The sequence below is a fragment of the Pseudomonas sp. TE21394 genome (assembly GCF_054057835.1).
In genome coordinates this window covers 4,780,299-4,800,339 of record NZ_JBSRZR010000001.1, presented here as the reverse complement: position 1 = coordinate 4,800,339, position 20,041 = coordinate 4,780,299, and the positions used below count along the sequence as shown (strand labels likewise).

Annotated in this window: 23 protein-coding genes and 1 riboswitch; of the genes, 11 read left to right on the top strand and 12 right to left on the bottom strand. The window is 64.5% G+C overall.

Annotated elements, in window-relative coordinates:
* Positions 1 to 9 precede the first annotated feature (9 nt).
* Entirely contained in the window at positions 10 to 549 is a 540-nt protein-coding gene (locus ACVWZT_RS22060; protein ID WP_296229730.1) for a gluconokinase, read from the bottom strand.
* Between the two features lie 205 nt (positions 550 to 754).
* Here ACVWZT_RS22060 and gntR point away from each other — a divergent pair, with 205 nt between their 5' ends.
* On the top strand, positions 755 to 1,774 hold the full coding sequence (gene gntR, locus ACVWZT_RS22055) for an HTH-type transcriptional regulator GntR (protein ID WP_296229729.1): 1,020 nt from the start codon (positions 755 to 757) through the stop codon (positions 1,772 to 1,774).
* A gap of 122 nt (positions 1,775 to 1,896) precedes the next feature.
* Here the strand turns inward: gntR and ACVWZT_RS22050 are convergent, their stop codons facing one another.
* From ACVWZT_RS22050 to ACVWZT_RS22015, 8 genes are all read right to left on the bottom strand, one after another.
* Complete coding sequence (locus ACVWZT_RS22050; RefSeq protein ID WP_457471399.1) at positions 1,897 to 5,190, bottom strand: transporter substrate-binding domain-containing protein; 3,294 nt, start codon at positions 5,188 to 5,190, stop codon at positions 1,897 to 1,899.
* A gap of 13 nt (positions 5,191 to 5,203) precedes the next feature.
* Positions 5,204 to 5,818, bottom strand: coding sequence for a response regulator transcription factor (locus ACVWZT_RS22045; protein ID WP_296229727.1), 615 nt, complete (start codon positions 5,816 to 5,818; stop codon positions 5,204 to 5,206).
* Positions 5,819 to 6,028: 210 nt separating this feature from the next.
* Complete coding sequence (locus ACVWZT_RS22040) at positions 6,029 to 6,280, bottom strand: DUF1272 domain-containing protein (RefSeq protein ID WP_457471397.1); 252 nt, start codon at positions 6,278 to 6,280, stop codon at positions 6,029 to 6,031.
* A gap of 66 nt (positions 6,281 to 6,346) precedes the next feature.
* Positions 6,347 to 7,099: a precorrin-4 C(11)-methyltransferase gene (gene cobM / locus ACVWZT_RS22035; protein WP_457471395.1), complete on the bottom strand. Its 753-nt coding sequence runs from the start codon at positions 7,097 to 7,099 to the stop codon at positions 6,347 to 6,349.
* Positions 7,100 to 7,131: 32 nt separating this feature from the next.
* Complete coding sequence (locus ACVWZT_RS22030) at positions 7,132 to 7,518, bottom strand: cobalamin biosynthesis protein (RefSeq protein ID WP_296229724.1); 387 nt, start codon at positions 7,516 to 7,518, stop codon at positions 7,132 to 7,134.
* A complete protein-coding gene (locus ACVWZT_RS22025; RefSeq protein WP_457471393.1) occupies positions 7,518 to 8,204 on the bottom strand; it encodes a CbtA family protein in 687 nt (228 codons plus the stop codon). Before ACVWZT_RS22025 ends, ACVWZT_RS22030 begins: the two co-directional genes overlap by 1 nt.
* A gap of 9 nt (positions 8,205 to 8,213) precedes the next feature.
* On the bottom strand, positions 8,214 to 8,402 hold the full coding sequence (locus ACVWZT_RS22020; protein ID WP_025339304.1) for a CbtB domain-containing protein: 189 nt from the start codon (positions 8,400 to 8,402) through the stop codon (positions 8,214 to 8,216).
* Positions 8,403 to 8,494: 92 nt separating this feature from the next.
* Positions 8,495 to 8,715, bottom strand: a riboswitch (cobalamin riboswitch).
* Between the two features lie 99 nt (positions 8,716 to 8,814).
* Complete coding sequence (locus ACVWZT_RS22015) at positions 8,815 to 9,294, bottom strand: GNAT family N-acetyltransferase (RefSeq protein ID WP_296229722.1); 480 nt, start codon at positions 9,292 to 9,294, stop codon at positions 8,815 to 8,817.
* Positions 9,295 to 9,417: 123 nt separating this feature from the next.
* Here ACVWZT_RS22015 and ACVWZT_RS22010 point away from each other — a divergent pair, with 123 nt between their 5' ends.
* The 6 genes from ACVWZT_RS22010 (at position 9,418) to ACVWZT_RS21985 (ending at position 14,407) form a co-directional block, all read left to right on the top strand.
* Positions 9,418 to 10,047: a LysE family translocator gene (locus ACVWZT_RS22010; protein ID WP_296229721.1), complete on the top strand. Its 630-nt coding sequence runs from the start codon at positions 9,418 to 9,420 to the stop codon at positions 10,045 to 10,047.
* 21 nt (positions 10,048 to 10,068) lie between these two features.
* The gene (locus tag ACVWZT_RS22005) at positions 10,069 to 10,953 is read left to right on the top strand and encodes an alpha/beta fold hydrolase (RefSeq protein WP_296229720.1); all 885 of its coding nucleotides are present in this window, start codon (positions 10,069 to 10,071) and stop codon (positions 10,951 to 10,953) included.
* Positions 10,954 to 11,016: 63 nt separating this feature from the next.
* Positions 11,017 to 11,991 carry a hypothetical protein gene (locus ACVWZT_RS22000; RefSeq protein WP_457471391.1) on the top strand — a complete coding sequence of 325 codons (975 nt, stop codon included), beginning with the start codon at positions 11,017 to 11,019 and terminating at the stop codon, positions 11,989 to 11,991.
* A gap of 95 nt (positions 11,992 to 12,086) precedes the next feature.
* Positions 12,087 to 12,974 (top strand): pirin family protein, encoded by an 888-nt coding sequence (locus ACVWZT_RS21995; protein ID WP_457471389.1) that lies wholly within the window; start codon positions 12,087 to 12,089, stop codon positions 12,972 to 12,974.
* Positions 12,975 to 13,033: 59 nt separating this feature from the next.
* On the top strand, positions 13,034 to 13,963 hold the full coding sequence (locus tag ACVWZT_RS21990; RefSeq protein WP_457471388.1) for a DNA-3-methyladenine glycosylase family protein: 930 nt from the start codon (positions 13,034 to 13,036) through the stop codon (positions 13,961 to 13,963).
* 183 nt (positions 13,964 to 14,146) lie between these two features.
* Positions 14,147 to 14,407, top strand: a complete 261-nt coding sequence (locus tag ACVWZT_RS21985; RefSeq protein WP_457471386.1) for a DUF1652 domain-containing protein — start codon at positions 14,147 to 14,149, stop codon at positions 14,405 to 14,407.
* Between the two features lie 20 nt (positions 14,408 to 14,427).
* Here ACVWZT_RS21985 and ACVWZT_RS21980 read toward each other — a convergent pair whose 3' ends face one another.
* From ACVWZT_RS21980 to alkB, 3 genes are all read right to left on the bottom strand, one after another.
* Positions 14,428 to 15,042: a Yip1 family protein gene (locus tag ACVWZT_RS21980; protein WP_457471385.1), complete on the bottom strand. Its 615-nt coding sequence runs from the start codon at positions 15,040 to 15,042 to the stop codon at positions 14,428 to 14,430.
* 85 nt (positions 15,043 to 15,127) lie between these two features.
* Positions 15,128 to 15,415 (bottom strand): hypothetical protein, encoded by a 288-nt coding sequence (locus tag ACVWZT_RS21975; RefSeq protein WP_457471384.1) that lies wholly within the window; start codon positions 15,413 to 15,415, stop codon positions 15,128 to 15,130.
* Between the two features lie 152 nt (positions 15,416 to 15,567).
* Positions 15,568 to 16,215: a DNA oxidative demethylase AlkB gene (alkB, locus tag ACVWZT_RS21970; protein ID WP_457471382.1), complete on the bottom strand. Its 648-nt coding sequence runs from the start codon at positions 16,213 to 16,215 to the stop codon at positions 15,568 to 15,570.
* Between the two features lie 474 nt (positions 16,216 to 16,689).
* Between alkB and ACVWZT_RS21965 the strand changes: the two genes are divergently transcribed.
* The 4 genes from ACVWZT_RS21965 to ACVWZT_RS21950 all read left to right on the top strand — a co-directional run bounded on the left by ACVWZT_RS21965 (position 16,690) and on the right by ACVWZT_RS21950 (position 20,006).
* The gene (locus ACVWZT_RS21965) at positions 16,690 to 17,019 is read left to right on the top strand and encodes a hypothetical protein (RefSeq protein WP_457471381.1); all 330 of its coding nucleotides are present in this window, start codon (positions 16,690 to 16,692) and stop codon (positions 17,017 to 17,019) included.
* Positions 17,020 to 17,185: 166 nt separating this feature from the next.
* On the top strand, positions 17,186 to 18,205 hold the full coding sequence (locus ACVWZT_RS21960) for a LacI family DNA-binding transcriptional regulator (protein WP_457471380.1): 1,020 nt from the start codon (positions 17,186 to 17,188) through the stop codon (positions 18,203 to 18,205).
* A gap of 66 nt (positions 18,206 to 18,271) precedes the next feature.
* Positions 18,272 to 19,063, top strand: coding sequence for an AP endonuclease (locus ACVWZT_RS21955; RefSeq protein WP_457471379.1), 792 nt, complete (start codon positions 18,272 to 18,274; stop codon positions 19,061 to 19,063).
* Positions 19,056 to 20,006, top strand: a complete 951-nt coding sequence (locus ACVWZT_RS21950; protein WP_457471378.1) for a sugar kinase — start codon at positions 19,056 to 19,058, stop codon at positions 20,004 to 20,006. Before ACVWZT_RS21955 ends, ACVWZT_RS21950 begins: the two co-directional genes overlap by 8 nt.
* Positions 20,007 to 20,041: the final 35 nt, after the last annotated feature.

The following is a 20,041-nucleotide window of genomic DNA, read 5'->3' as shown; positions in this document are numbered from 1 at the left end:
TAAAGCCGCTCAGGCGCTTTGCGCCAGGCTCCGTTCACCGCTGCGCTTTAGCCAGCTGTCTACCGCTTCGGCAAGCACATCGACGGGTTGGGTAGCATCCAGTGCCAGGGTCAGGGGTTCGCCACGAGGCGATTCCAGGGCAGCGAACTGGCTGTCGATGAGGCTTGCCGGCATGAAATGCCCGGGGCGGGCCAGCACGCGTTTTTCGGCCTCGGCTGGCGACAGTTCGAGGAACACGAATACCAGCCCGGGCATGGCCTCGCGCAGGGTTTCGCGGTAGCGGCGCTTGAGTGCCGAACAGGTCAGGATCGGGCGCTCCCCGGCCTGGGTGGTTGCCTGCAGTTCCTGGCCAAGGCGCACCAGCCAGCCGGCACGGTCGCTGTCGTCCAAGGGGATGCCAGCGCTCATCTTGCGGATGTTTTCGGCAGGGTGGAACGCGTCGCCTTCGATCAGGCGGCCACCGCTTCGGGCGGCGATGGCAGCGCCGATGCAGCTCTTGCCGCAACCGGCCACGCCCATCACCACGATGGCAGACAGGGGAGAATTCATCAGTACCTCCTGCGGGTGAGATAGCGCTGTCTCGTCGTCGACGAGCAGTCACCTCCCCGGTGTTATTGATCTTGTCATACGCAGTATGGACGCTCGGCGGCGAGCCGGTGAGGGCTGCGACCAAAGATTACATTGCCTGCGTCCTGAGACAGCGCTACCTTAGTGGCCGTTCCCTTTCCTTGCAAGTAGTAAAATTACAACATCCATGTCTCGCACCGGCTCGCGTACCACAGGTCGTCCCACCCTGGCAGAAGTTGCCAGGCATTCCGGGGTTTCCCCGATCACTGCATCGCGCGCCTTGCGTGGTGTGAGCACCGTTGCCCCGGCGCTGGTGGAAAAGGTCGTGGCCGCAGCAGCGAGCCTGGGCTATGTGGCGAACCCGGCGGCCCGGGCCCTGGCCTCGGCCCGCAGCCAGTCGGTGGTGGTATTGATCCCGTCGCTGTCCAACCAGCTGTTCATCGACACCCTGGAGGCAATCCACGAGGTCATGCGCCCGCGTGGGCTGGAGGTACTGATCGGCAACTACCACTACGACGTCGCCGAGGAAGAGAACCTGATCCGCAACTACCTGGCCTACCAGCCCTGCGGCATGCTGTTGACCGGCTTCGAACGCAGCGAGGCATCGCGGCAGATGCTGGCGGCCAGCGGCGTGCCCTGCGTGCACATGATGGAACTCAACGGCGACGACGAGGCATTGTCAGTCGGGTTCTCCCAGCAGCAGGCCGGGCGCGCTGCGGCACGCCACCTGATCGAGCGCGGGCGCAAGCGCCTGGCGTTCATTGCTGCGCAGCTCGACCCGCGGGTAATGCAGCGCGCCGAAGGCTTCCGCCAGGCGCTGGCCGAGGCCGGCCTGCAGGCGCCCGAGCTGGAGGTGCTGGCGCCGGAACCTTCGTCCATCGCCCTGGGCAGCGCGCTGTTCAGCCAGCTATTGCTGCAGGCGCCGGACGTCGACGGCATCTTCTTCTGCAACGACGACCTGGCCCAGGGCGCGGTCCTGCAGGCCTTGCGCCAAGGGGTCGAGGTGCCGCGGCAGGTAGCCATGGTCGGTTTCAACGACCTGCCGGCGTCGGCGCACATGGTGCCGCGACTCACGTCGATCCGCACGCCCAGGGCCGCCGTGGGGCGTGGGGCAGCGCAGGCGCTGCTGGCGTTGCTCGACGGCAAGCGGGTAGCGAACGCCCAGCAGGACCTTGGTTTCGAGTTGATGGTGCGGGAAAGCTCCTGACCTGCATGGCTGCAGGAAACAGCGTTGGCTGCGGCGCGGACCAGCAAGGCCAGCCCGGGCGGGCACTGTGAGCATGGAAAGCCAGCAGGGCTCACGGCACGTGGTGGATGCCATTGGCCAGATCAGTTCGACGTTGCAATTGCACTGAGTGCATCGCCCAGCTCGACCAGCAGGTCCTGCAGGCTGTCCTCCAGCTGCATGCGCAGTTGCGCTGTTGGGCGGCCCTGTTCGTGGGCCTGTTCGATCGCTTCGCATGCCTTGACCAGTGTCCGCACCTTGACCATCTTCGCGCCACCCTTGATCCGGTGAGCCAAGGCGCGCAACGCCTCGCCGGAGGCGTCTGCGGCCAGTGCACGCAATGCCGCCAGGTCGTCGCTGACGCTTTGCACCAGTTGCTCCAGCAGATGCCGCACCAGTTGTTCATCGTCCTGGGTCAGGTGACGCAGTTCGCCGAGGTTGAACCCGCTGCCGGGTCGCGTTGGTGGCTGTTGCTGTTGCTGTTGCTGTTGCGGTGGCTGGGCCTCGGCCTGGGGTAGATGGGTCTTGAGTGTACGCAGGCCGATCGGTTTGAACAGGCATTCGTCCATGCCGCTGGCCAGGCAGCGGGCACGCTCCTCGGCCTGGGCGTTGGCGGTCACCCCGAGAATGCGACATGGCGGCAGGCCGCGCTCGCTTTCGAGGCTGCGGATACGACGGGTCAACTCATGGCCATCCATGACCGGCATGCTGCAATCAGTTATGACCAGGTCGAAGTGTTCGGCCTTCCAGCGTGTCAAAGCGGTTTCGCCGTTCTCGGCCAGGGTCACGGCATGGCCCAGGGTATGCAGCTGGCGCTCCAGCAACAGCAGGTTGGCGGGGTAGTCGTCGACCACCAGGATGTTCAGCGGGCCGCTGCCGCTTTCCAGCGCTGGGGCATGCTGTTCAGCCTGCGGCGGTGCCGTGCAGGTGGGAAGGTGCAAGTTGACCTGCACCATGGTGCCCACGCCTTCTACGCTTTGCAGGCTCAAGGTGCCGCCCATCAACTCGGCCAGGGTGCGGCTGATGACCAGGCCCAGACCCGCGCCCTGGCGGGCTCGTGGGCCGTCGGCCTGGACGAACGCATTGAACAGCCGGGCCTGGTCGGCAGGGCTGATACCGATCCCGGTGTCACGCACGCTCAGTACCACCGCCAGGTGGTCGGTGTCGTGCGCCGCAAACTGCAGGCTGGCCTGCACTTCGCCACGGTCGGTGAATTTGATGGCATTGCTGATCAGGTTGGACAGCACCTGCTTGAGCCGCAACGGGTCAGCCAGGACCCAGATCGGCGCAGCAGGCAGTTCGCTGTGCAGGTGCAGGCCTTTGGCCCGGGCATTGCCTTCGAACACCCGCACGCTGGCGCGTACCAGTTCGACCAGGTTGGTGGGCACTGGCTGCAGGGTGATGTGCCCGGATTCGATTCGCGAAATGTCCAGGATATCGCCGATCAGCTCAAGCAGGCCGATGGCTGAATCATGGGCGGTCTGCAGGGTCTGGGGGTCGCATCGGCCGCTGCGGCTGTCTTCCAGGGCCAACTCCAGCAGGCCGATCACGGCATTCATCGGAGTGCGGATTTCATGGCTCATGGTGGCCAGGAAGGTACTTTTGGTCTGGCTGGCCTGCTCGGCGTCGTCCTTGGCCTGGCGCAGTTGCTCCAGCAGGCCCCGGCTCAGTGCCAGCTGCGCTTGCAACGCATGTTGGGCCTCGGTGCGCTGGTTGATGAGTTTGCGCAGGTAACTGTTCCAGAACACCACCCCGGCCAGTAGCAAGGCCGATAGCACCAGGACCTGCAGGGCCAGGGTGCGGTAGTCGCGCCAGGGGCTGTCGCTGACCAGGGTGGTGGTGCGCCAGCGGTTGATCAGTTGGTCAAGCTCTTCCGGGGGAATACTCAGCAGAGCCTTGTCGAGGATCGCCTGTAGTTGAGGCTGGTCTGCGGCCACGGCAAAGGCGGCGACGGCGGGGTCGTCATCGAGCACGCTGGCGATGCGCAAACGGTCCTTGAATACATGGCTGATGTAATAGGCAGCATTGATGTGGCTGCTCAGGGCAACGTCGGCGTCACCGTTGGCCACGGCCTCCATCAGGCCGAGCGAGTTGTCCACTTCGACCACCTTGGCCTGCGGATAGCGTCGCTGCAACAGGGCCAGTTGCGGAGAGCCGCGTATCAGGGCAATGCGCTGGCCCTGCAGCGCGCTGGCCGCCACCGCTGACCGGGTGTCGCTGCGCGAGACCAGTACCCGTGGGCTGACCAGGTAGGGGCGGGTATAGCGCAGCTGTTTCGAACGGTCTGCGCCATAGCCCAAGGCACCGATCATTTGCGCGTCACCGCGAACCAGGCGCTCGATCATGGTCTGGGCCGAAGGGCTTTCGATCGGCTTGAAGCGCAACCCCGTGCGCAGCGATATCTGCTTGAGCAGATCGAGGGTGATGCCGCTGGGGCGATGCTGGGTGTCGTTGAAAGTCAACGGTGCCAGCGACGTGTTGATCAGCACGCTGATGTCGGGGTTGGCAGCGATCCAGGCCTCTTCTTCATCAGTCAGTGCGGCGAGATGGCGCTGCAACAGCAGGCTGGTGTTACCGCTGCTCCAGCGGCGCAGGATGTTCAGGCGTTCGCTATCGCTGATGCGCGCCAGCGCCGCGTCCACCAGCCGGCGCAGGCGTGGATTGTCATTGGCCAAGGCAAAGGCGAACCCCCCGGGGGCGACCGGGCAGAAATGGTCGATCTTCAAGGTGCCCTGGTAAATCTTGCCAATCGTGAAATCGGTGCTGATGGCATCGCCCAGGTAGGCGTCGGCTTCACCCAGCTCGACGGCGGCCAGCCCGGCGAGGGTCGAGCGATACAGGCTCAGTTGGGCTTTCGGGTACAGGGCACGGACGCTGCTGGCGGGCAGGTAATGGTCGACCATGGCCAGGCGCAGACCGGCGAGATCGGCGATGTTCTTCAGGCTCGACCCCTCGCGGGTAACGATGACCGGCAGGTCATCGGCATAGCGCGCGCTCAGGCTGAGCTGGGCGTCGGCCGCCTCGAACGCGTTGGAACTGCCCAACAGGTCGATCCGGCCGTCCCGCAGCGCAGCGATGGCTTCATGACGGCTGTCGAAACGGCGCACTTCGATGTCGATACCTAGTTGCTCGGCAATGATACCTGCGTAGTCGGCGCTGAGGCCCTCATAGTCACGCTGACTGACGTTGATTTCCAGCGGTGGGTAGTCGGGCCGAGAACTGCCCAGCACCAGACGCTGGCGTTGCTGCAGCCAGTGCCGGTCCTCGCTGGACAGTGCCAGTGGCGCGGCGGCGCTGACCGAGCGGGCCAGCAACTGGCGGGGTTCGCTGTTGGCCAGCAGCGCGCTGGAGCTGAACAGGCCGATGGCCAGAAGGGCGCTTGTCAGCAGGCGCTTCATGGCAGCCGTGCGCTCAGTAGACGCTGTTGCGCTTGGCCAGGTCGACCATTTCCACCAGGGATTCGGTCTTGAGCTTTTCCATGATGCGGCCCCGGTAGGTGCTGATGGTCTTGGCGCTGAGGTTCATGCAGGTGCCGATATTCTTGTTGTTCTCGCCGCGTGCCAGGCGCCGCAGCACTTCCATTTCCCGGTTGGAGAGGCTGGCCAGGCGCACCGGCTCGCTTTCCAGGGAGTTGCTGTTGACCGACATCTGCGGAAAGGTCGAGTAGCCCTTGACCAGGGCCTTGAGGGCAAACAGCAGGGCTTCGTGTTCTTCTTCCTTGGTGACGAACGCACCGATCCCCGCGTCCAGGCAGCGGCGCACGTACAGGTCGGTCGCCTGCCCGGTCAGCACCATGATCTTCGGCACCGGCTCCATGCATTGCAGGCGCTTGATCACTTCCATGCCGTCCAGCCCAGGCAGGCCGATATCGAGAACGATTACATCCGGGCGCAGCTCGCGGGCCACCTGCGCCACCTCGCTGCCGTTGCCGACTTCACCGACGACATTGAAACGTTCGCGCTCGAGTAGTAGGCGCAAGGACAGCCGGACGATAGGGTGGTCGTCAACGATCAGCACGGTTGTCATGAGGAAAACTCCTGTCAAGATGTGGTCCGCTTCCTGGATCACTCAGGAATACGTCAACAAATCGGGTTTATCGGACGCGCTGCACGATACGACCATTCTGTTCGTTTGGTAATACCGAGTATAGAAATGTTGAAAACCTCCGCGTTTATTGTTGAAAAGTCCTACAAAGGAGGGGAGGCACCGCCCTGGCAAAGCGGCGATGCCGGTTTTTCAGGCCGGGCTGGTGCAGGCGGGATGTGCCTTGTTCACGCGCTGGGTGGAGGCGGGACTATTGGCCAGGGCCTGGCCGACCCGTGGCGGGCGGCCCACCAGCTGGCCGGAGCAGTTCGGGCAACGGCCGTGGAAACGGGTTTCAGCACAGGCGCGACAGAATGTACATTCGAACGAGCAGATCAGCGCGTTGGTGCTGTCGCCTGGCAGGTCGGTATCGCAGCATTCGCAGTTGGGGCGTAGCTCCAGCATTGGCATGACTCCTGTTCGCAGGTGGGAACACGGAGTCTGCTACGCCTGCGACGCGCCTGGCAATGCTCACTCGCCAGGGCGGTAAAGATGGGCGTGCCCGGCACGGTACAAGGCCGACTCGGCAAACGGTGTGTCGCCCAGAACATGACCGACCAGGATCAGCGCGGTGCGCCGAAAGCCCTTGGCTGCCAAGCGCTCGACGATATTGCCCAGGGTGCCGCGCACCCAGTCCTGGTCTGGCCAGGTGGCGCGATGCACCACCGCCACCGGGCACTGCGCGCCGTAGTGCGGCAGCAACTCATCGACAATGCGCGGAAGGTGCTTGACTCCCAGGTGAATCGCCAGGGTGCTGCCATGCCGCGCGAGGTCGCCCAGTTGCTCGCCAGGCGGCATTGGCGAGCTGTCGCCATAGCGGGTCAGGATCACCGTTTGTGCGACTTGAGGCAGGGTCAGTTCGCAGCCGAGCAGGGCGGCGCTGGCCGCTGTGGCGGTGACTCCGGGAATGATCTGGTAGTCGATGCCCAGTGCCTGCAGGTGGCGGATCTGCTCGCCAATGGCACCGTACAGGCTGGGGTCGCCACTGTGTACCCGGGCGACGTCACGGCCTTGCTCGTGCGCATCGCGCATGGCCGCGATGATCTGTTCCAGGTGCAGTTCGGCGCTGTTGATCACGGTATCGGCCTGATGGCCCTCAAGCACCGCGGCTGGCACCAGCGAGCCGGCATAGATGATCACCTGGCACTGGCGGATCAGCCGTTGCCCCTTGATCGTGATCAGTTCCGGGTCGCCGGGCCCGGCGCCGATGAAATAGACCGTCATGATAGTCCTTGCAGGAAGTTGCGGTGGAACGTTCACCAGGCCAGGGCGAGGGTGGCCGGCCCCAGTACCTGGCGGGTCAGCAGCAACCTGGCGGTACCACGGCGCTCGCTGGCCAGCGCCAATGCTGCGCTTTCTGCGACGCCCCAGCAGCCGCTGTGGGCATGGGCGGCGGCAGAGCGGTGGCTGAGCAGCGCTTCGTAGGCTTGCAGTTGCCGGGTATGGTACAGCACCAGCGGCACAGCAAGGCGTGCGGCCAGCTGTTGCAGCCCGGGCTCGTCGGCTTTGAGGCTGACGCTGGCGATGCCATGCAGGTCGGCAAGCGCCAGGCCCCGGTTGTTCAGAGCCTGGCGCAGCAGTGCTTCCAAGGCATCCGCCGGGCAACCCCGGCGGCAGCCGAAGCCGGCGAAAAAAGCCCGCATCAGGCCCGGCGGGTGCGGCGGAACAGCCAGGCGCTGAGCATACCCAGAGCCAGCCAGAAGGCGGCATTGGTCAACCAGGAGGCCAGCTTGAACTGGGCTTCCAGCGCTTCAGGGGCGAGGCTTGCATGCACCTCGGGTTGTGGCGCGCCAACCACATGCGGGATTACCAGCAGCGCGGTGCCCAGCACTTTCAGCAGCCAGTGGCGGGCGAACACCAGCAGGGCCAGGCCAGCGGCGGTAGCGCTCGCCGTGCCGACCCACCAGGCCTGGCGTTGCCCCAGGTCGGCGGCAGCGGTGCCTGGCAGTTCCGGCGGCAGGCCCAGGGTAGGGGCCAGGCAGAACACGGCGAAGCCCGCCAGGCCCCACAGTGCCCCGGTGCCGATACGCTGCGGTTCGCGCAGGCTGTACAGGGCAGCCAGGATCAGGGCGAAGCCGACCGCGACCACCAGGTTGCCACCGGTGGTCGACAGTACCCGTTGCCAGCCGTCTTCCGGTGACCAGGCTTCGGCGGCGTGCTCATGGGCTGGCACCTCGCTGCCATGTTCGTGATGAGCCGCTGGTGCCGACGACTCGTAGGTTTCCGCTTGGAGAATCAGCGGGGCGACCCAGAAACTTTGCAACAGGGTCAGCAACAAGGCCGCAAGCAGCCCGCTGAAGCCCGCGGTGCGGGCAATGCGCATGATCATCAGGCGTACTCAGTGGCAGGGGAAGGCGGCGCTGTGGCGGGTGTCGTGGGCAGCGTTGTGCACGGCCTCGATGTGTGAGAAACCAGCGAAATACACCAGGCACAGGCCCAACAGGCTGGCGCCGACGGCGATGACGACACGCTGGCTGAGGGTGACCGGGGTGGTAATGCTGTGTTGCTTGGCGCTGGTGACGGGCATGACGCGTTCCTCTGCTTTTTGGGGCAACGGGCAAGCGCGGCAGCCCCGGGCGTGACTACCCAGGGGAATGCAACAGCGCCCGCCCACCGCGGGGTGTTCATGAACGCCAGGCCGGTCTCCGGGCTTGCGAGGAGGAGCCGGGCTCCTGGAAAGCGTCACCTTCCCATGCCCGCCTGCGGGCTCAGTGGTATTGACGCTTCGCTCGCTTACCGTTGCGGGGGCAGCACCGGCTTTGTCCGGCCCTGAGCGAGGGCCTGTGACGCACCGGTTTCCCGTTTCACCCCAAGGGGGCACCTGAACGCGAGGTGTAAGAAGAGCATGGGTTGGGCGTGGCGTCAATCGCCAGCACCGCTGCGACCCCGCGTTGCGCCGCGCGGGTGTAGCACAACCCGGCCAGGTGCGAAGGGCTGGATCAACCGCGCGCAAAGGCTGCCAGCTTGTCGCCATCCAGCCGGTAGCGCACCCACTCGTCCTGCGCTTCGGCCCCAAGCGACTGGTAGAAGCCTATCGCCGGCTCGTTCCAGTCCAGCACGCTCCATTCGAGCCGTCCGCACTGGTTGGCCACCGCTTCGCGGGCAATGTGCCGCAGCAATTGCCGACCGGCGCCGTCGCCGCGCTGTTCCGGGGTCACGTACAGGTCTTCGAGGTAGATGCCGTTGCGCCCGAGCCAGGTCGAGTAGCTGTAGAAATACACGGCGAAACCGATGGCCTGGCCGTCACGCTCGCAGATCAGGCTGTGCACTGTGCTGCCCGCACCGAACAGGCTGTGCTCGATGTCGGCAATACTGGCGACCACCTCGTGGCGGGCGCGTTCGTACTCGGCCAGCTCGGTGATGAAGGCCAGGATCTGCTCGGCATCAGCGGCGACGGCAGGGCGAATGGTGACGGTCATGGCGGGGCTTCCTTGGGCACATGTTGGCGGTACAGTGATGTGTATCTATGTATTTTATTGAAACTGTACCAGTCGCCAGCACGGCGACTCCGTTAGTGTGACAGCACTGATGAAGAAAATGGAATGCCCACCATGCTTGCCTCTGCCGACCTGCTGACTGCCTTCGTGCTGTTCGCCTTCGTGTCCTCGATCACACCGGGGCCTAACAACACCATGCTGCTGGCCTCGGGGGTGAACTTCGGTGTGCGCCGCTCGATTCCCCACGCCATGGGCATCAGCGTCGGTTTCATGGTGATGGTGCTCGCCGTAGGCCTGGGCCTGGGCGAGGTGTTCAAGGCCTGGCCGGCGCTGTACACAGTACTGCGCTACAGTGGCGCGGCCTACCTGCTGTATCTGGCCTGGAAGATCGCCACCTCCGGGCCGGTCGGCACGGCCTCGTCCGCCGCCCGCAAACCGCTGGGCTTCTGGGGGGCTGCGGCGTTCCAGTGGGTCAACCCCAAGGCCTGGGTGATGGCGGTCGGAGCCATTACCACCTACACGCCGGCGCAAGGCTATGTAGCCAATGTGATCGTGATTGCCGCCCTGTTCGCCCTGGTCAACCTGCCCAGCGTCGGGGTATGGGTGATGTTCGGCAGCGCCCTGCGCAACCTGTTGCAGAACCCGCGCTGGCTGATGCTGTTCAATGTCCTGATGGCCTTGCTGCTGGTTATTTCACTGTACCCGCTGCTGTTTGTAGAATCGGCGTTTTCCTGAGCCCGCGAGTACCCCAAGCCGATGCAGTTGCTTCCCTGGTCACACCAATGCGCTGAAGGCTTCACCCTGCGTGGCTGGCGAACCCCGGCCAGTGGCCGGCCGCTGCTGCATTTCCTGCACGGCAACGGCTTTTGCTGCTTGTCCTACCAGCCCATGCTGATGCGTCTGGGTGAACATTTCGATCTGTGGCTGAGCGATGTCCAAGGCCATGGCGACAGCGACCATGGTGGGGCATTTCGCGGCTGGAACCGTACCGCGGCGCTGGCGCTGGAAGCCTTCGCCGCCGGTCGCGGCGAGTATGGCGAGGTACCGCGGTTTGCCGTTGGGCACAGTTTCGGGGGCGTGCTCACGGGCCTGATCCTGGCCAGTGAACCGCAACTGTTCAGCCGTGCCGTGCTGCTTGATCCGGTGTTGTTCAGCCGGCGCATGCTCGGGGTAATGGGTGCGGCTGCATTGCTTGGCCTGCACCGGCGCCACAGCCTCGCACGCAAGGCTGCCAGCCGTCGCAGCCACTGGCCCGATCGAGAGACAGCACTGGCTTCGCTGCAGGGCCGCGGTATCTTCAAGGGGTGGACTGATGCAGCGCTGCAAGCGTATGTCGAACATGCCATTGGGGATTGCGGTGAGGCGGTGGTGCTCAAATGCCGGCCCAGCCGCGAAGTGGAAATATTCAGTTCGTTTCCCCGACGTCTTTGGGCCAGTCTGGCGGCGATCCGTACACCCACACAGGTCTTGTATGGTGAGCATACGTACCCCTTCGTGCCCCACTCGGTCAAGCGCCTGGCAGCGCTCAACCCTCGGGTGACCAGCAGGCAGGTTGCCGGTGGGCACTGCTTCATGCAGGAACATCCCGAGGCTTGTGCCGATGCCGTGCGGGCGTTCCTGCTGCAGCAACCGGCGGGATAGTTTTCCAGACGGCGTTGGGCAGGGCGGCGTGGGTAATCTCGGGCTTTGCCCGAGCCTATGCCCATGACCAGCCAGACGTTGCTAAAACCCGCCTATCTGCAAAAGCGCTACGACTACTCCTGCCAGGCAATCGAGTCGCTCAGCAAAGCCATGCACAACACGCTGGCACCGTTGGCAGAACGCTCACCCCTGGCTGTGGTCAGCGTGGGCTCCTACGGTCGATGCGAAGTTTCCCGGGTTTCGGACATCGACTTCTTCATCCTGCACGACAACAGCTTGCCGATCGACCGTCTGGACCAGATATTGCACCAGGTCGGTGACATCCTGCGGCTTGTCAGCCACCCGGGGGAGAGCGACGTGGCCAAGTTCGGCCGGGAAGCGCTGGCCGGCTATGCCGACCTGAGCGAGCACATGGGGTGGAAGCGTGAAGGCAGCACCGCGTTGACCAGGCGCATGTTGATGCTGCTCGAAGGCCGCCCCCTGTATGGGCAGGCCGCCTTTGCCAGGTGGCAGCATGACCTGCTGCGCCGTTACGTCCCTGATGACCATGGCCACGGCCTTGCCAGGTTCCTGCTTAACGACCTGATTCGCTACTACCGGACCCTGATGGCAAACTTCGAGGAGAAAAGGGCCGAAGGCAAGGCCTGGGGGGTACGCAATATAAAATTGCGGTTTTCCCGAAAACTGCTTTTCGCAGGCGGCATCGTCGCCATTGCCGAAGTCCATGGCCTGCCTGCACCAGCCAAGGTCAACCGCCTTCGCCAGTTGTTGGCCCTGACCCCGTTGCAGCGCCTGGCCACGCTCGGCGCTGACAACCCCTATAGCGACGCTCTGTTCGAAGACTACGCCGTCTTTCTCGAATTGATTTCCTCGACGGAAAACCGCCGCTATCTGGACCGAATGACGCCTTACCAGGCCATGGCGGATCCGCTTTATCGAAAGCTACAGGTTCGCGGGCAAGCCTTTTCGTTGAAACTGGAGCATTGGTTGAGGTCGCAATACCCGGGGCACCCGATACTCCACGCCATATTCTTCTGATTGTCCATCAGGTGGGACGATGTATGTCATTTCCGCCAGCTACTGCCTGATTGGCATCGCTGATAAGGTGATCGCAGCCAAGACAGGAGCCTTTCATGAAAAGCATACTGGGTATCCACCGCAGCCCTCACACCCATTGGGTGGGTGATGGCTTCCCGGTGCGTAGCCTGTTCACCTACGACGATCTGGCCAGCAAGATCAGCCCATTTCTGTTGCTGGACTATGCCGGCCCTCATCCATTCACCCCGACCAGTGCGCGGCGCGGCGTCGGCCAGCATCCACACCGCGGCTTCGAAACCGTGACCATCGTCTACCAGGGCGAGTTGGAGCACCGTGACTCCACGGGAGCTGGTGGCTTGATCGGCCCCGGTGATGTGCAATGGATGACCGCTGCCAATGGCATCATCCATGAGGAGTTCCATTCCCCGGGCTTTGCCCGCAGCGGCGGCATGCTGGAAATGGTTCAGCTGTGGGTCAACCTGCCGGCGCGGGATAAACGAGCAGCCGCTGGTTACCAGACACTGCTGGCCAAGGATATCCCGGTGGTCAGGTTGGACGGTGAGGGTGGTAGCCTGCGGGTGATCGCGGGTGACTATCGCGGGCATTCGGGGCCGGCGCGGACCTTTACCGCCATGGATGTCTGGGACTTGCGTCTGAATGCCGGTGCCACGCTGCGCCTGCCGGTGGCCGCCGGGCGCAACGCGGCGCTGGCGGTGCTGCGTGGCAAGGTGCAGATCAACCACGAGCGCGAAGCTGGCCCGGCCAGCCTGGTGTTGCTTGACCGGTCGGGTGAAGATGTTGTCGTGCAGGCGCTGGAAGGCGCCAGCGTGCTGCTGCTCAGCGGTGAGCCGATCGATGAGCCGATCGTCGGTTACGGCCCGTTCGTGATGAACAGCCAGGCGGAGATTGCCGAGTCGTTCGATGATTTCCATGCCGGACGGTTCGGCCAGATGCAGGCCGCGCGGGATGCCGAGGCCCCCTGATCGACCTGCAGCGGCGACAGGGCCGGTACAGGTCGCGCATTTGCTGGCATGATACAGCCATGGCCAAGCTCAGTTCGTTGCACACGTTGCGTCGATCGCTGCCCGGCGCCCGCCACGAGACCCTGTGGCTACGCTACCGTGCCCCTTACCACTGGCCTTCGATGCTGGCGTTCCTTGCTGCGCGCTGCATTCCCGGCATAGAGACCTGTGTGGGCGGCAGCTACAGCCGTTCGCTGGTGGTTGCCGGCCGGCATGCCGTGGTGCACGTTACGCCCTCGGGTAATCAACACCTGCGTATCTGCCTCGAAGGCGTTCCGGCGCAGGCGCTGCCCGGCGTGATCGCCAGGTTGAGGCGGGTCTTCGATCTCGATGCCAACCCTGCGTGTATCAACGCCGGGCTTTCTGGCGACCCGCTCATGGCCCGCTTGCTCCAGCAACGCCCAGGCTTGCGCCTGCCACAAGGCTGGGACGCCTGTGAGCAAGCGATGCGCACCGTGCTGGGCCAGCAGATCAGCGTAGCTGGGGCCATGACCCTGGCTGGTCGGCTGGTGCAGCGCCATGGTCAAGCCCTGCGCCTGGCTGTGCCGGGCTTGAGCCACGTGTTCCCGACGCCGACGGTTTTGGCGGCGGCGCAGTTCGACAATCTGGGAATGCCGCGGGCTCGTGCCGCAACCCTGGGCACGCTGGCCAATGCCTTGCTGGCCGAGCCCGGCTTGCTGCGGCGCGGGCAGACCCTCGATGCGCTGCTGTCCAGGCTGTGCCAGCTCAAGGGTATCGGCCCATGGAGTGCGCACTACCTGGCGCTGCGCCAGGCGGGTGCGGCGGATGCCTTGCCGTTGGGCGATGTTGCCTTGGTCAAGGCGTTGCGCAGACTGGAAGGGGAGCAGGCGCAACTGGCCGAACGGGCCTTGGCCTGGCGGCCGTGGCGGGCCTATGCGGCCCAGCACCTGTGGGCAACGCTAGGGCCTGACGAGACCGTTCGTCGTTAACTTTGCCAGCTCAGCCGAACGCCCGGCCCCCGCCGGCAATCTTCCACTAAGGTGCTAGAGGATTCCGGCACCATCATTGCTGAGGCGCATGAAGGCCTGCCTCGGCATGCGCATTATCAATTGGCACTTCGCCTGGCAAAGGTGTACTCACACAACAGGCCATCCCAAAGAGAGGGTCGTACCATGTCGTTGATAGGAGTTTCGATGCTGGAGATGCGGCAGATCATCGAGCAGGCCTGCCTGCCTGACCGCTGTGAAGTCAGCTGCCCGGACGGCGCCAACCTGACCATCCGCCTGGGTCAGGGTCAGAGTCTCGACGAGGGCGTGACCCTGAGCGGGGTCCCGCTGCAAAGCCTGAACAGTTGCCGCGACCTGGTGAACCTGGTAGGTCAGTTGCACGCGCTGCGCAGCACTCACCCGGCGCCACTCAAGGCGATTGCCTGAGGGCGCCCGTCGCGTTCCGGTCAGCCGAGGCTGGCCGGGCGCACATATTCCGGCATCAAGCCATTGAACCAGAACAGGATCATCGCCACCAGGATGGTCACCAGCAGCAACAGACCTACCCCCCAGACGCAGGTCGCGAACAGCATGGCCTGTTCTTTCTTTAGCCGCAGGAACGTCTGCAAGCCGCCATACAGCAGCACGCTGGCATACGCCGAGGCCGCCAGCAGCGCCGCAACGGCCAGCCAGCGGATCGGCAGCAGGCCGACCACGCCGGCGAAGAACCAGGGCGTGGCGCAGTAGGCAGCAAAGCCGATGCACTGGTTGAGGCTGGGCTGGGTATCGAAGCCACGTGACATCCAGCGAATCATCACGCCCATCAGCATCACCCCGACCACCGTGGTGCCATAGAGCAAGCCCGCCAGTTGCGCGGCACTGCCCATGCTCAGGCGCACCCGTTCCTCGGCGGCGAGGCTCCAGCCGAAGGTGGTGGTGCCGACGAACAGGCATATGGCGGGGATCAACGCCAGGGCCAGCAGGCGCGGCAGGTATTGCTGCGGGTGGTCTTCCTCGGCCCGGCGGATGTCCAGCCAGGCGTCGGCGGGGTGGGTGAAGAGCTTGAGCAACGGACTGTTCATGGCATTCTCCGGGAGGCGTGGGCTCTTTTGTATGGAGGCCTGCTGCCCCGGCAGGTTCAGCCGGGTTGGTCACCGTCGATCGGCTTTACTGCAGTTCCAGCAGCAGGTTCAGGCCGCCATCCCCGCATTTGCCCTGATCGCGAACCACGCCGTGGTAGCTGCGTCCGTCCCAGACAAACGCCACGCTGTGGGCCCGTTCAACCTTGTCGGGCAACGGCGGGCAGATGTGCAGGCGCAGGCCCGGGCGACCTTGCAGGTTGAGGGCGGCAATCTGGCACAGGCATTCCATGCTTTGTGCGACCGGGCCGAACAGGGTGTCGCGTACGTAATCGAGCTGCAGGGAAGCACTGGGCGCGCGGCAGGGCATTTTCATGGTCGCGCTGCTCCGTTGCGAAGACGGTTGGCAGAGTACAGGTAGGGCATGGCGGGCTCCAGGCTGAAATGGCATGGCCTATCTTTTGAAGCCTGCCAGGCGAAGATGTTCAACCTGTTTCATGCGCGTTCATCCAGTTTGCACAAGCCCGCTCAGCGCCCGGCCTTGCGCAGGGTCAGGTTGATCCGCCGTTCTCCCAGACGCGGATGTACGCCGGGTTTGATCGGCAGCACGCCATGAAAGCGCAAGCGGTCGTCGCCGCCCCAAACCAGCACATCGCCATGGCTCAGGGCAATGCGCCGAGTCTTGTCGGCGCGCTGCAGGCCACCGAACAGGAATATCGCCGGCAAGCCCAGGGACACCGACACGATCGGTTGGTCGAAGTCCAGTTCGTCGCGGTCCTGGTGCAGGCTCAGGCGGGTGCCGGGCAGGTAATGGTTGACCAGGCAGGCATCCGGCACGAAGTTGTCGAAACCGGCCATGGCCGCCGCCCGGGTGGCCAGGGCCTGCAATACCGGGGGCAGGGCGGGCCAGGGGTTGCCGCTGAGCGGATCGCAGGGGCTGTAACGGTAGCCCTGTTCATCGCTGACCCAACCCAGCGTGCCGCAGTTGCTCAGCCCTACCGCCATGCGCAGGCCGCCCGGGGTATGCATGTGCCGGAATGGCGCTGCACGCAGTACCGGGCGCAGCGCATGGAGCACGGGCTCGACTTCGGCCAAGGCGAAGCCGGGCAGCAGCACGGTATGACTGGCCAGGCGTTGTGCCTGAGGGCCGAACAGGTCGAGGTCGGACTGGATCATGTGCTCAGGTATCGGGTTGTATGGCAACCATTGTAATGCGCCTGGCAGGCTTGGCCTATCTGTGGAAATCCCAGGGTCTTCAACGCCTGTACCAGTGCCGTGGGCCCGCCCGCGACAGGCGAAGACAACGGACGCTGCAAAAAAAAGAACCGCGGTACCAGGGAGAGGAGCACCGCGGTTCAAGGGGGAAAGCTGTACTGTTGGGTGGGGATCTGGAGCAGGTAGGAAATCGGCAATAGGTATGCCAGGTATCGAAGTCAGGCTGCAGACCTTGCGTTGCAATGGCCTTGCCTTTCCCGCAGACAATTTTCAGGCGTGCCGGATGGGGTCGTTGCCCCAGCATTGGGCCACAGCGGGGCAACCCGGTCGCCACGTCCGCCAACAGAAATAATTAGAAAAATAAATGCCACTTTTTTGCCATCGGCCCCCTCTTACCCACACGAGCTAATCCTTTCGAGTGGGAGGGCCATCGCCATGTCGTTGAGTTTCACGCCTGCACAAGCGTTGCGTGCCGACAGCCTTTATCGGATGTCGCCGACGGTGGCATGGCTGATCGAGGAGATAGGCGCGGTCCTCGGGGCGGCCGACCTCGCCGGGCGACACGAGATGGCGGACACCCTGTTGCAACGCATCGAGGACGTACTGACCGGCAAGCCGCAGGCGTGCACGTTCTTTGCCTATCAGCTTCAAGCCTGGAGCCGGGAGTGTCACTTGCCGCCTGAACGGGTGGCCGAATTCTACATGGCCGCACGGGCGCTGAGAGCGATGGTTGAGTCGATGTCAGGGGCTGCGTCCGATCGATAGGAGTCACTCTAGTTAAAGTCTTGCGTTTCAATGCGATAGCTCTGGTACTTAAATTGAAATGCAACTTCTGGGCGACTTGCCGACCAGCGGCGGCTTGACGAACATGTACAGGTTTGCTGTATTGAAACCGGTTTCATCACGATCACAACAACCATAAGGACCACCCATGACCGAGGCGCCTGCCCATGCCCGCGAACGGGTCACCATCAGCGAAGTAGCGCGTGTCGCTGGCGTTTCCAAGGCCACCGTCTCGCGGTATATCGGTGGCGATCGGCAGTTGCTGGCCGATGCCACAGCCAAGCGCCTGGAGCAGGTCATCGAGCGCCTCGGTTACCGTCCCAACCAGATGGCCCGAGGCTTGAAGCGCGGCCAGACGCGGCTGATCGGCATGCTGGTAGCCGACATACTGAACCCTTATTCGGTCGCCGTGATGCATGGCGTGGAAACCGCCTGCCGGCAGCACGGCTACAGTCTGGTGGTGTGCAATACCAACCGCGACGACGAGCAGGAGCGTCATCACCTGGTGGCCCTGCAGTCGTACAACGTCGAAGGGCTGATCGTGAACACCCTCGGCCACCATCCCGGCGAACTGCTCAATCTGCAGCGCGATATCCCCATGGTACTGGTCGATCGGCAACTGCCCGAGCTGCCCGTCGACCTGGTCGGCCTGGACAATGTCGATGCGGTCGAACAGGCCCTTGATCACCTGCAGGCGCAAGGCTACCGCGATATCCTGGCGGTCACCGAGCCCCTCGATGGCACCAGCTCGCGGCTGGAGCGGGTCGAGGCGTTCGGCGCTTCGATCGGCCGTCGGCCCGGCATGCGCCAGCAAGTGCTGGAAATCAACCCCGGCCTGGATCGCCAGCTGGCCTCGTTCCTCGCAGGCGATGGCCATGGTCCGCAGGCCATCTTCACCTTCAACGGCATTGCCACCCTGGCCGTGACCCGGGCGCTGCACGAGGCCGGGCGCAACCTGTTCGCGGAAGTCGGGCTGATCGCTCTCGACGACCTCGATTGGTACCCCTTGGTCGGTAGCGGCATCACCGCGCTGGCCCAGCCCACCGAACGTATCGGCGTGGCGGCATTCGAGAGCCTGCTCGGCCGATTGCGCGGCGACAGCGGCGCCGCCAGGCGCATCGACTTCAAGGCCAACCTGATCATCCGAGGTTCAACCCAGCCACGTTAACTGGCGGCGAGCGACCGCTGGCGGACACTGGCAAAAAATGAAACCGGTTTCATAAGGATAACAACAATGTACGCAAACCCCGTTTCCATCAGCCTTTCCAGCTATGGTGCCGAGCTGGTAAGGCGACACGGCCAAGCGCGCTTTCTCGACCTGGTGGCCGCCGCTGGCGCTACCCGCGTGGAACTTCGAGAAGAGTTGTTCAGCCATGCGCCAGACCCTGCAGCGCTGTCTGCAGCAATGGCTGCGTTGCGCCTGGAGTGCCTGTATTCCACACCCGTTGAGCTGTGGACCGAGCAGGGCCTGCCTGACCCGCGACTCGCAGACAAGCTGGCATCCGCCCACGCTCTCGGCGCTATGGCGTTGAAGGTTTCCCTGGGGTACTACCGCGACAGCTGCGATATGGCCGCCCTGGCGCGGTTGTTGTCCGGGTCCGGGCCGCTGCTGCTGGTCGAGAACGACCAGACGGTGCAGGGTGGCAGAATCCAGCCGCTGCTGGCGTTTCTCCAGCGCGCCGAAGACTTGGGGCTGAGCCTCGGCATGACGTTCGACATCGGTAACTGGCAGTGGCAGGGCGAGCCTGCCCGACAGGCCGCACGCCAGCTGGGCCGATGGGTGCGTTACGTCCATTGCAAAGCGGTGCAGCGCCTGGCCGATGGCCGCCTGGCTGCCGTACCGCCCAACGCCGCAGACCTGCAGGAATGGGCTGCGCTCATGGCCGAGTTCACTCCCGGCGTCGTGCGCGCCGTCGAATACCCGTTGGTCAGCGACGACCTGCTGGCGCTGACTCGCGCCCAGGTGCGCAACCTGGCGGCGCTGGGGCGCTGTGCCGCATCGCGCGAGGTGCCGGGCCATGCGTGAACATGACGTGCTGTGTTTCGGCGAGACCATGGCCATGTTCGTCGCCGAACAGGCCGGCGACCTGGCCAGTGTCAGCCAGTTCGACAAGCGCATCGCTGGTGCCGACAGCAATGTGGCCATCGGCCTGGCGCGGCTCGGCTTCAAGGTCCGCTGGCTGAGCAGGGTGGGCGACGACTCGCTTGGCCGTTTCGTGCTGGACAGCCTGCGCCGTGAAGGCCTGGATTGCTCGGGCGTGGAAGTCGATGCCAGCTGTCCCACCGGCTTCCAGCTCAAGGGCCGCTGCGACGATGGCAGTGATCCGGCGGTGGAATACTTCCGGCGCGGCTCGGCGGCCAGCCGACTGTCGCCGGCGCTGCTCAGCCCGGGATGCCTGCAAGCTCGCCACCTGCACGCCACTGGCATCCCGCTGGCCTTGTCGGAAGCTTGTCGGGCGCTGTCCCATGCACTGGTTGATGGCATGCGCGCCGCCGGGCGCAGCATTTCCTTCGATCCCAACCTGCGTCCCTCGCTGTGGCCTGACCAGCCCAGCATGGTGCGCGAAATCAATGCGCTGGCGGCCAAGGCTGACTGGGTGTTGCCAGGCCTGGAGGAGGGCCGCTTACTTACCGGCCAGCACACCCCGGCGGACATCGCCGCGTTCTACCTCGACCTGGGGGTCGCCCGAGTGGTGATAAAGCTGGGCGAAGCGGGGGCCTACTTCCGTAGCGCCGAAGGCCAAGGCCTGGTCGCGCCAGTACCGGTCAGCCGGGTCGTGGACACCGTCGGCGCCGGCGATGCCTTCGCCGTCGGCGTGCTCAGCGCGCTGCTGGAAGGTCGACCCGTGGCCGAGGCAGTGGCACGCGGCAACTGGTGCGGCAGCCGCGCCGTGCAGTCGCGGGGCGACATGGAAGGGCTGCCGCTGCGCCATGAACTGGAGGTTCACGAACTGCGCAACAGCGCGTGAACAGCGCATACCCCGAATCACCTGTTGCAACAAAA

Coding starts and splice junctions, on each gene's coding strand:
- ACVWZT_RS21965 (WP_457471381.1), top strand. CDS start 16,690: ATGTCGTTGAGTTTCACGCCTGCACAAGCGTTGCGTGCCGACAGCCTT.
- ACVWZT_RS22025 (WP_457471393.1), bottom strand. CDS start 8,204: ATGATCATGCGCATTGCCCGCACCGCGGGCTTCAGCGGGCTGCTTGCG.
- ACVWZT_RS22000 (WP_457471391.1), top strand. CDS start 11,017: ATGACCAGCCAGACGTTGCTAAAACCCGCCTATCTGCAAAAGCGCTAC.
- ACVWZT_RS22060 (WP_296229730.1), bottom strand. CDS start 549: ATGAATTCTCCCCTGTCTGCCATCGTGGTGATGGGCGTGGCCGGTTGC.
- gntR (WP_296229729.1), top strand. CDS start 755: ATGTCTCGCACCGGCTCGCGTACCACAGGTCGTCCCACCCTGGCAGAA.
- ACVWZT_RS22050 (WP_457471399.1), bottom strand. CDS start 5,190: ATGAAGCGCCTGCTGACAAGCGCCCTTCTGGCCATCGGCCTGTTCAGC.
- ACVWZT_RS21950 (WP_457471378.1), top strand. CDS start 19,056: ATGCGTGAACATGACGTGCTGTGTTTCGGCGAGACCATGGCCATGTTC.
- ACVWZT_RS21995 (WP_457471389.1), top strand. CDS start 12,087: ATGAAAAGCATACTGGGTATCCACCGCAGCCCTCACACCCATTGGGTG.
- ACVWZT_RS22020 (WP_025339304.1), bottom strand. CDS start 8,402: ATGCCCGTCACCAGCGCCAAGCAACACAGCATTACCACCCCGGTCACC.
- ACVWZT_RS21980 (WP_457471385.1), bottom strand. CDS start 15,042: ATGAACAGTCCGTTGCTCAAGCTCTTCACCCACCCCGCCGACGCCTGG.
- ACVWZT_RS21975 (WP_457471384.1), bottom strand. CDS start 15,415: ATGAAAATGCCCTGCCGCGCGCCCAGTGCTTCCCTGCAGCTCGATTAC.
- ACVWZT_RS22030 (WP_296229724.1), bottom strand. CDS start 7,518: ATGCGGGCTTTTTTCGCCGGCTTCGGCTGCCGCCGGGGTTGCCCGGCG.
- cobM (WP_457471395.1), bottom strand. CDS start 7,099: ATGACGGTCTATTTCATCGGCGCCGGGCCCGGCGACCCGGAACTGATC.
- ACVWZT_RS21985 (WP_457471386.1), top strand. CDS start 14,147: ATGTCGTTGATAGGAGTTTCGATGCTGGAGATGCGGCAGATCATCGAG.
- ACVWZT_RS22045 (WP_296229727.1), bottom strand. CDS start 5,818: ATGACAACCGTGCTGATCGTTGACGACCACCCTATCGTCCGGCTGTCC.
- alkB (WP_457471382.1), bottom strand. CDS start 16,215: ATGATCCAGTCCGACCTCGACCTGTTCGGCCCTCAGGCACAACGCCTG.
- ACVWZT_RS22040 (WP_457471397.1), bottom strand. CDS start 6,280: ATGCTGGAGCTACGCCCCAACTGCGAATGCTGCGATACCGACCTGCCA.
- ACVWZT_RS21990 (WP_457471388.1), top strand. CDS start 13,034: ATGGCCAAGCTCAGTTCGTTGCACACGTTGCGTCGATCGCTGCCCGGC.
- ACVWZT_RS22015 (WP_296229722.1), bottom strand. CDS start 9,294: ATGACCGTCACCATTCGCCCTGCCGTCGCCGCTGATGCCGAGCAGATC.
- ACVWZT_RS22010 (WP_296229721.1), top strand. CDS start 9,418: ATGCCCACCATGCTTGCCTCTGCCGACCTGCTGACTGCCTTCGTGCTG.
- ACVWZT_RS22005 (WP_296229720.1), top strand. CDS start 10,069: ATGCAGTTGCTTCCCTGGTCACACCAATGCGCTGAAGGCTTCACCCTG.
- ACVWZT_RS21955 (WP_457471379.1), top strand. CDS start 18,272: ATGTACGCAAACCCCGTTTCCATCAGCCTTTCCAGCTATGGTGCCGAG.
- ACVWZT_RS21960 (WP_457471380.1), top strand. CDS start 17,186: ATGACCGAGGCGCCTGCCCATGCCCGCGAACGGGTCACCATCAGCGAA.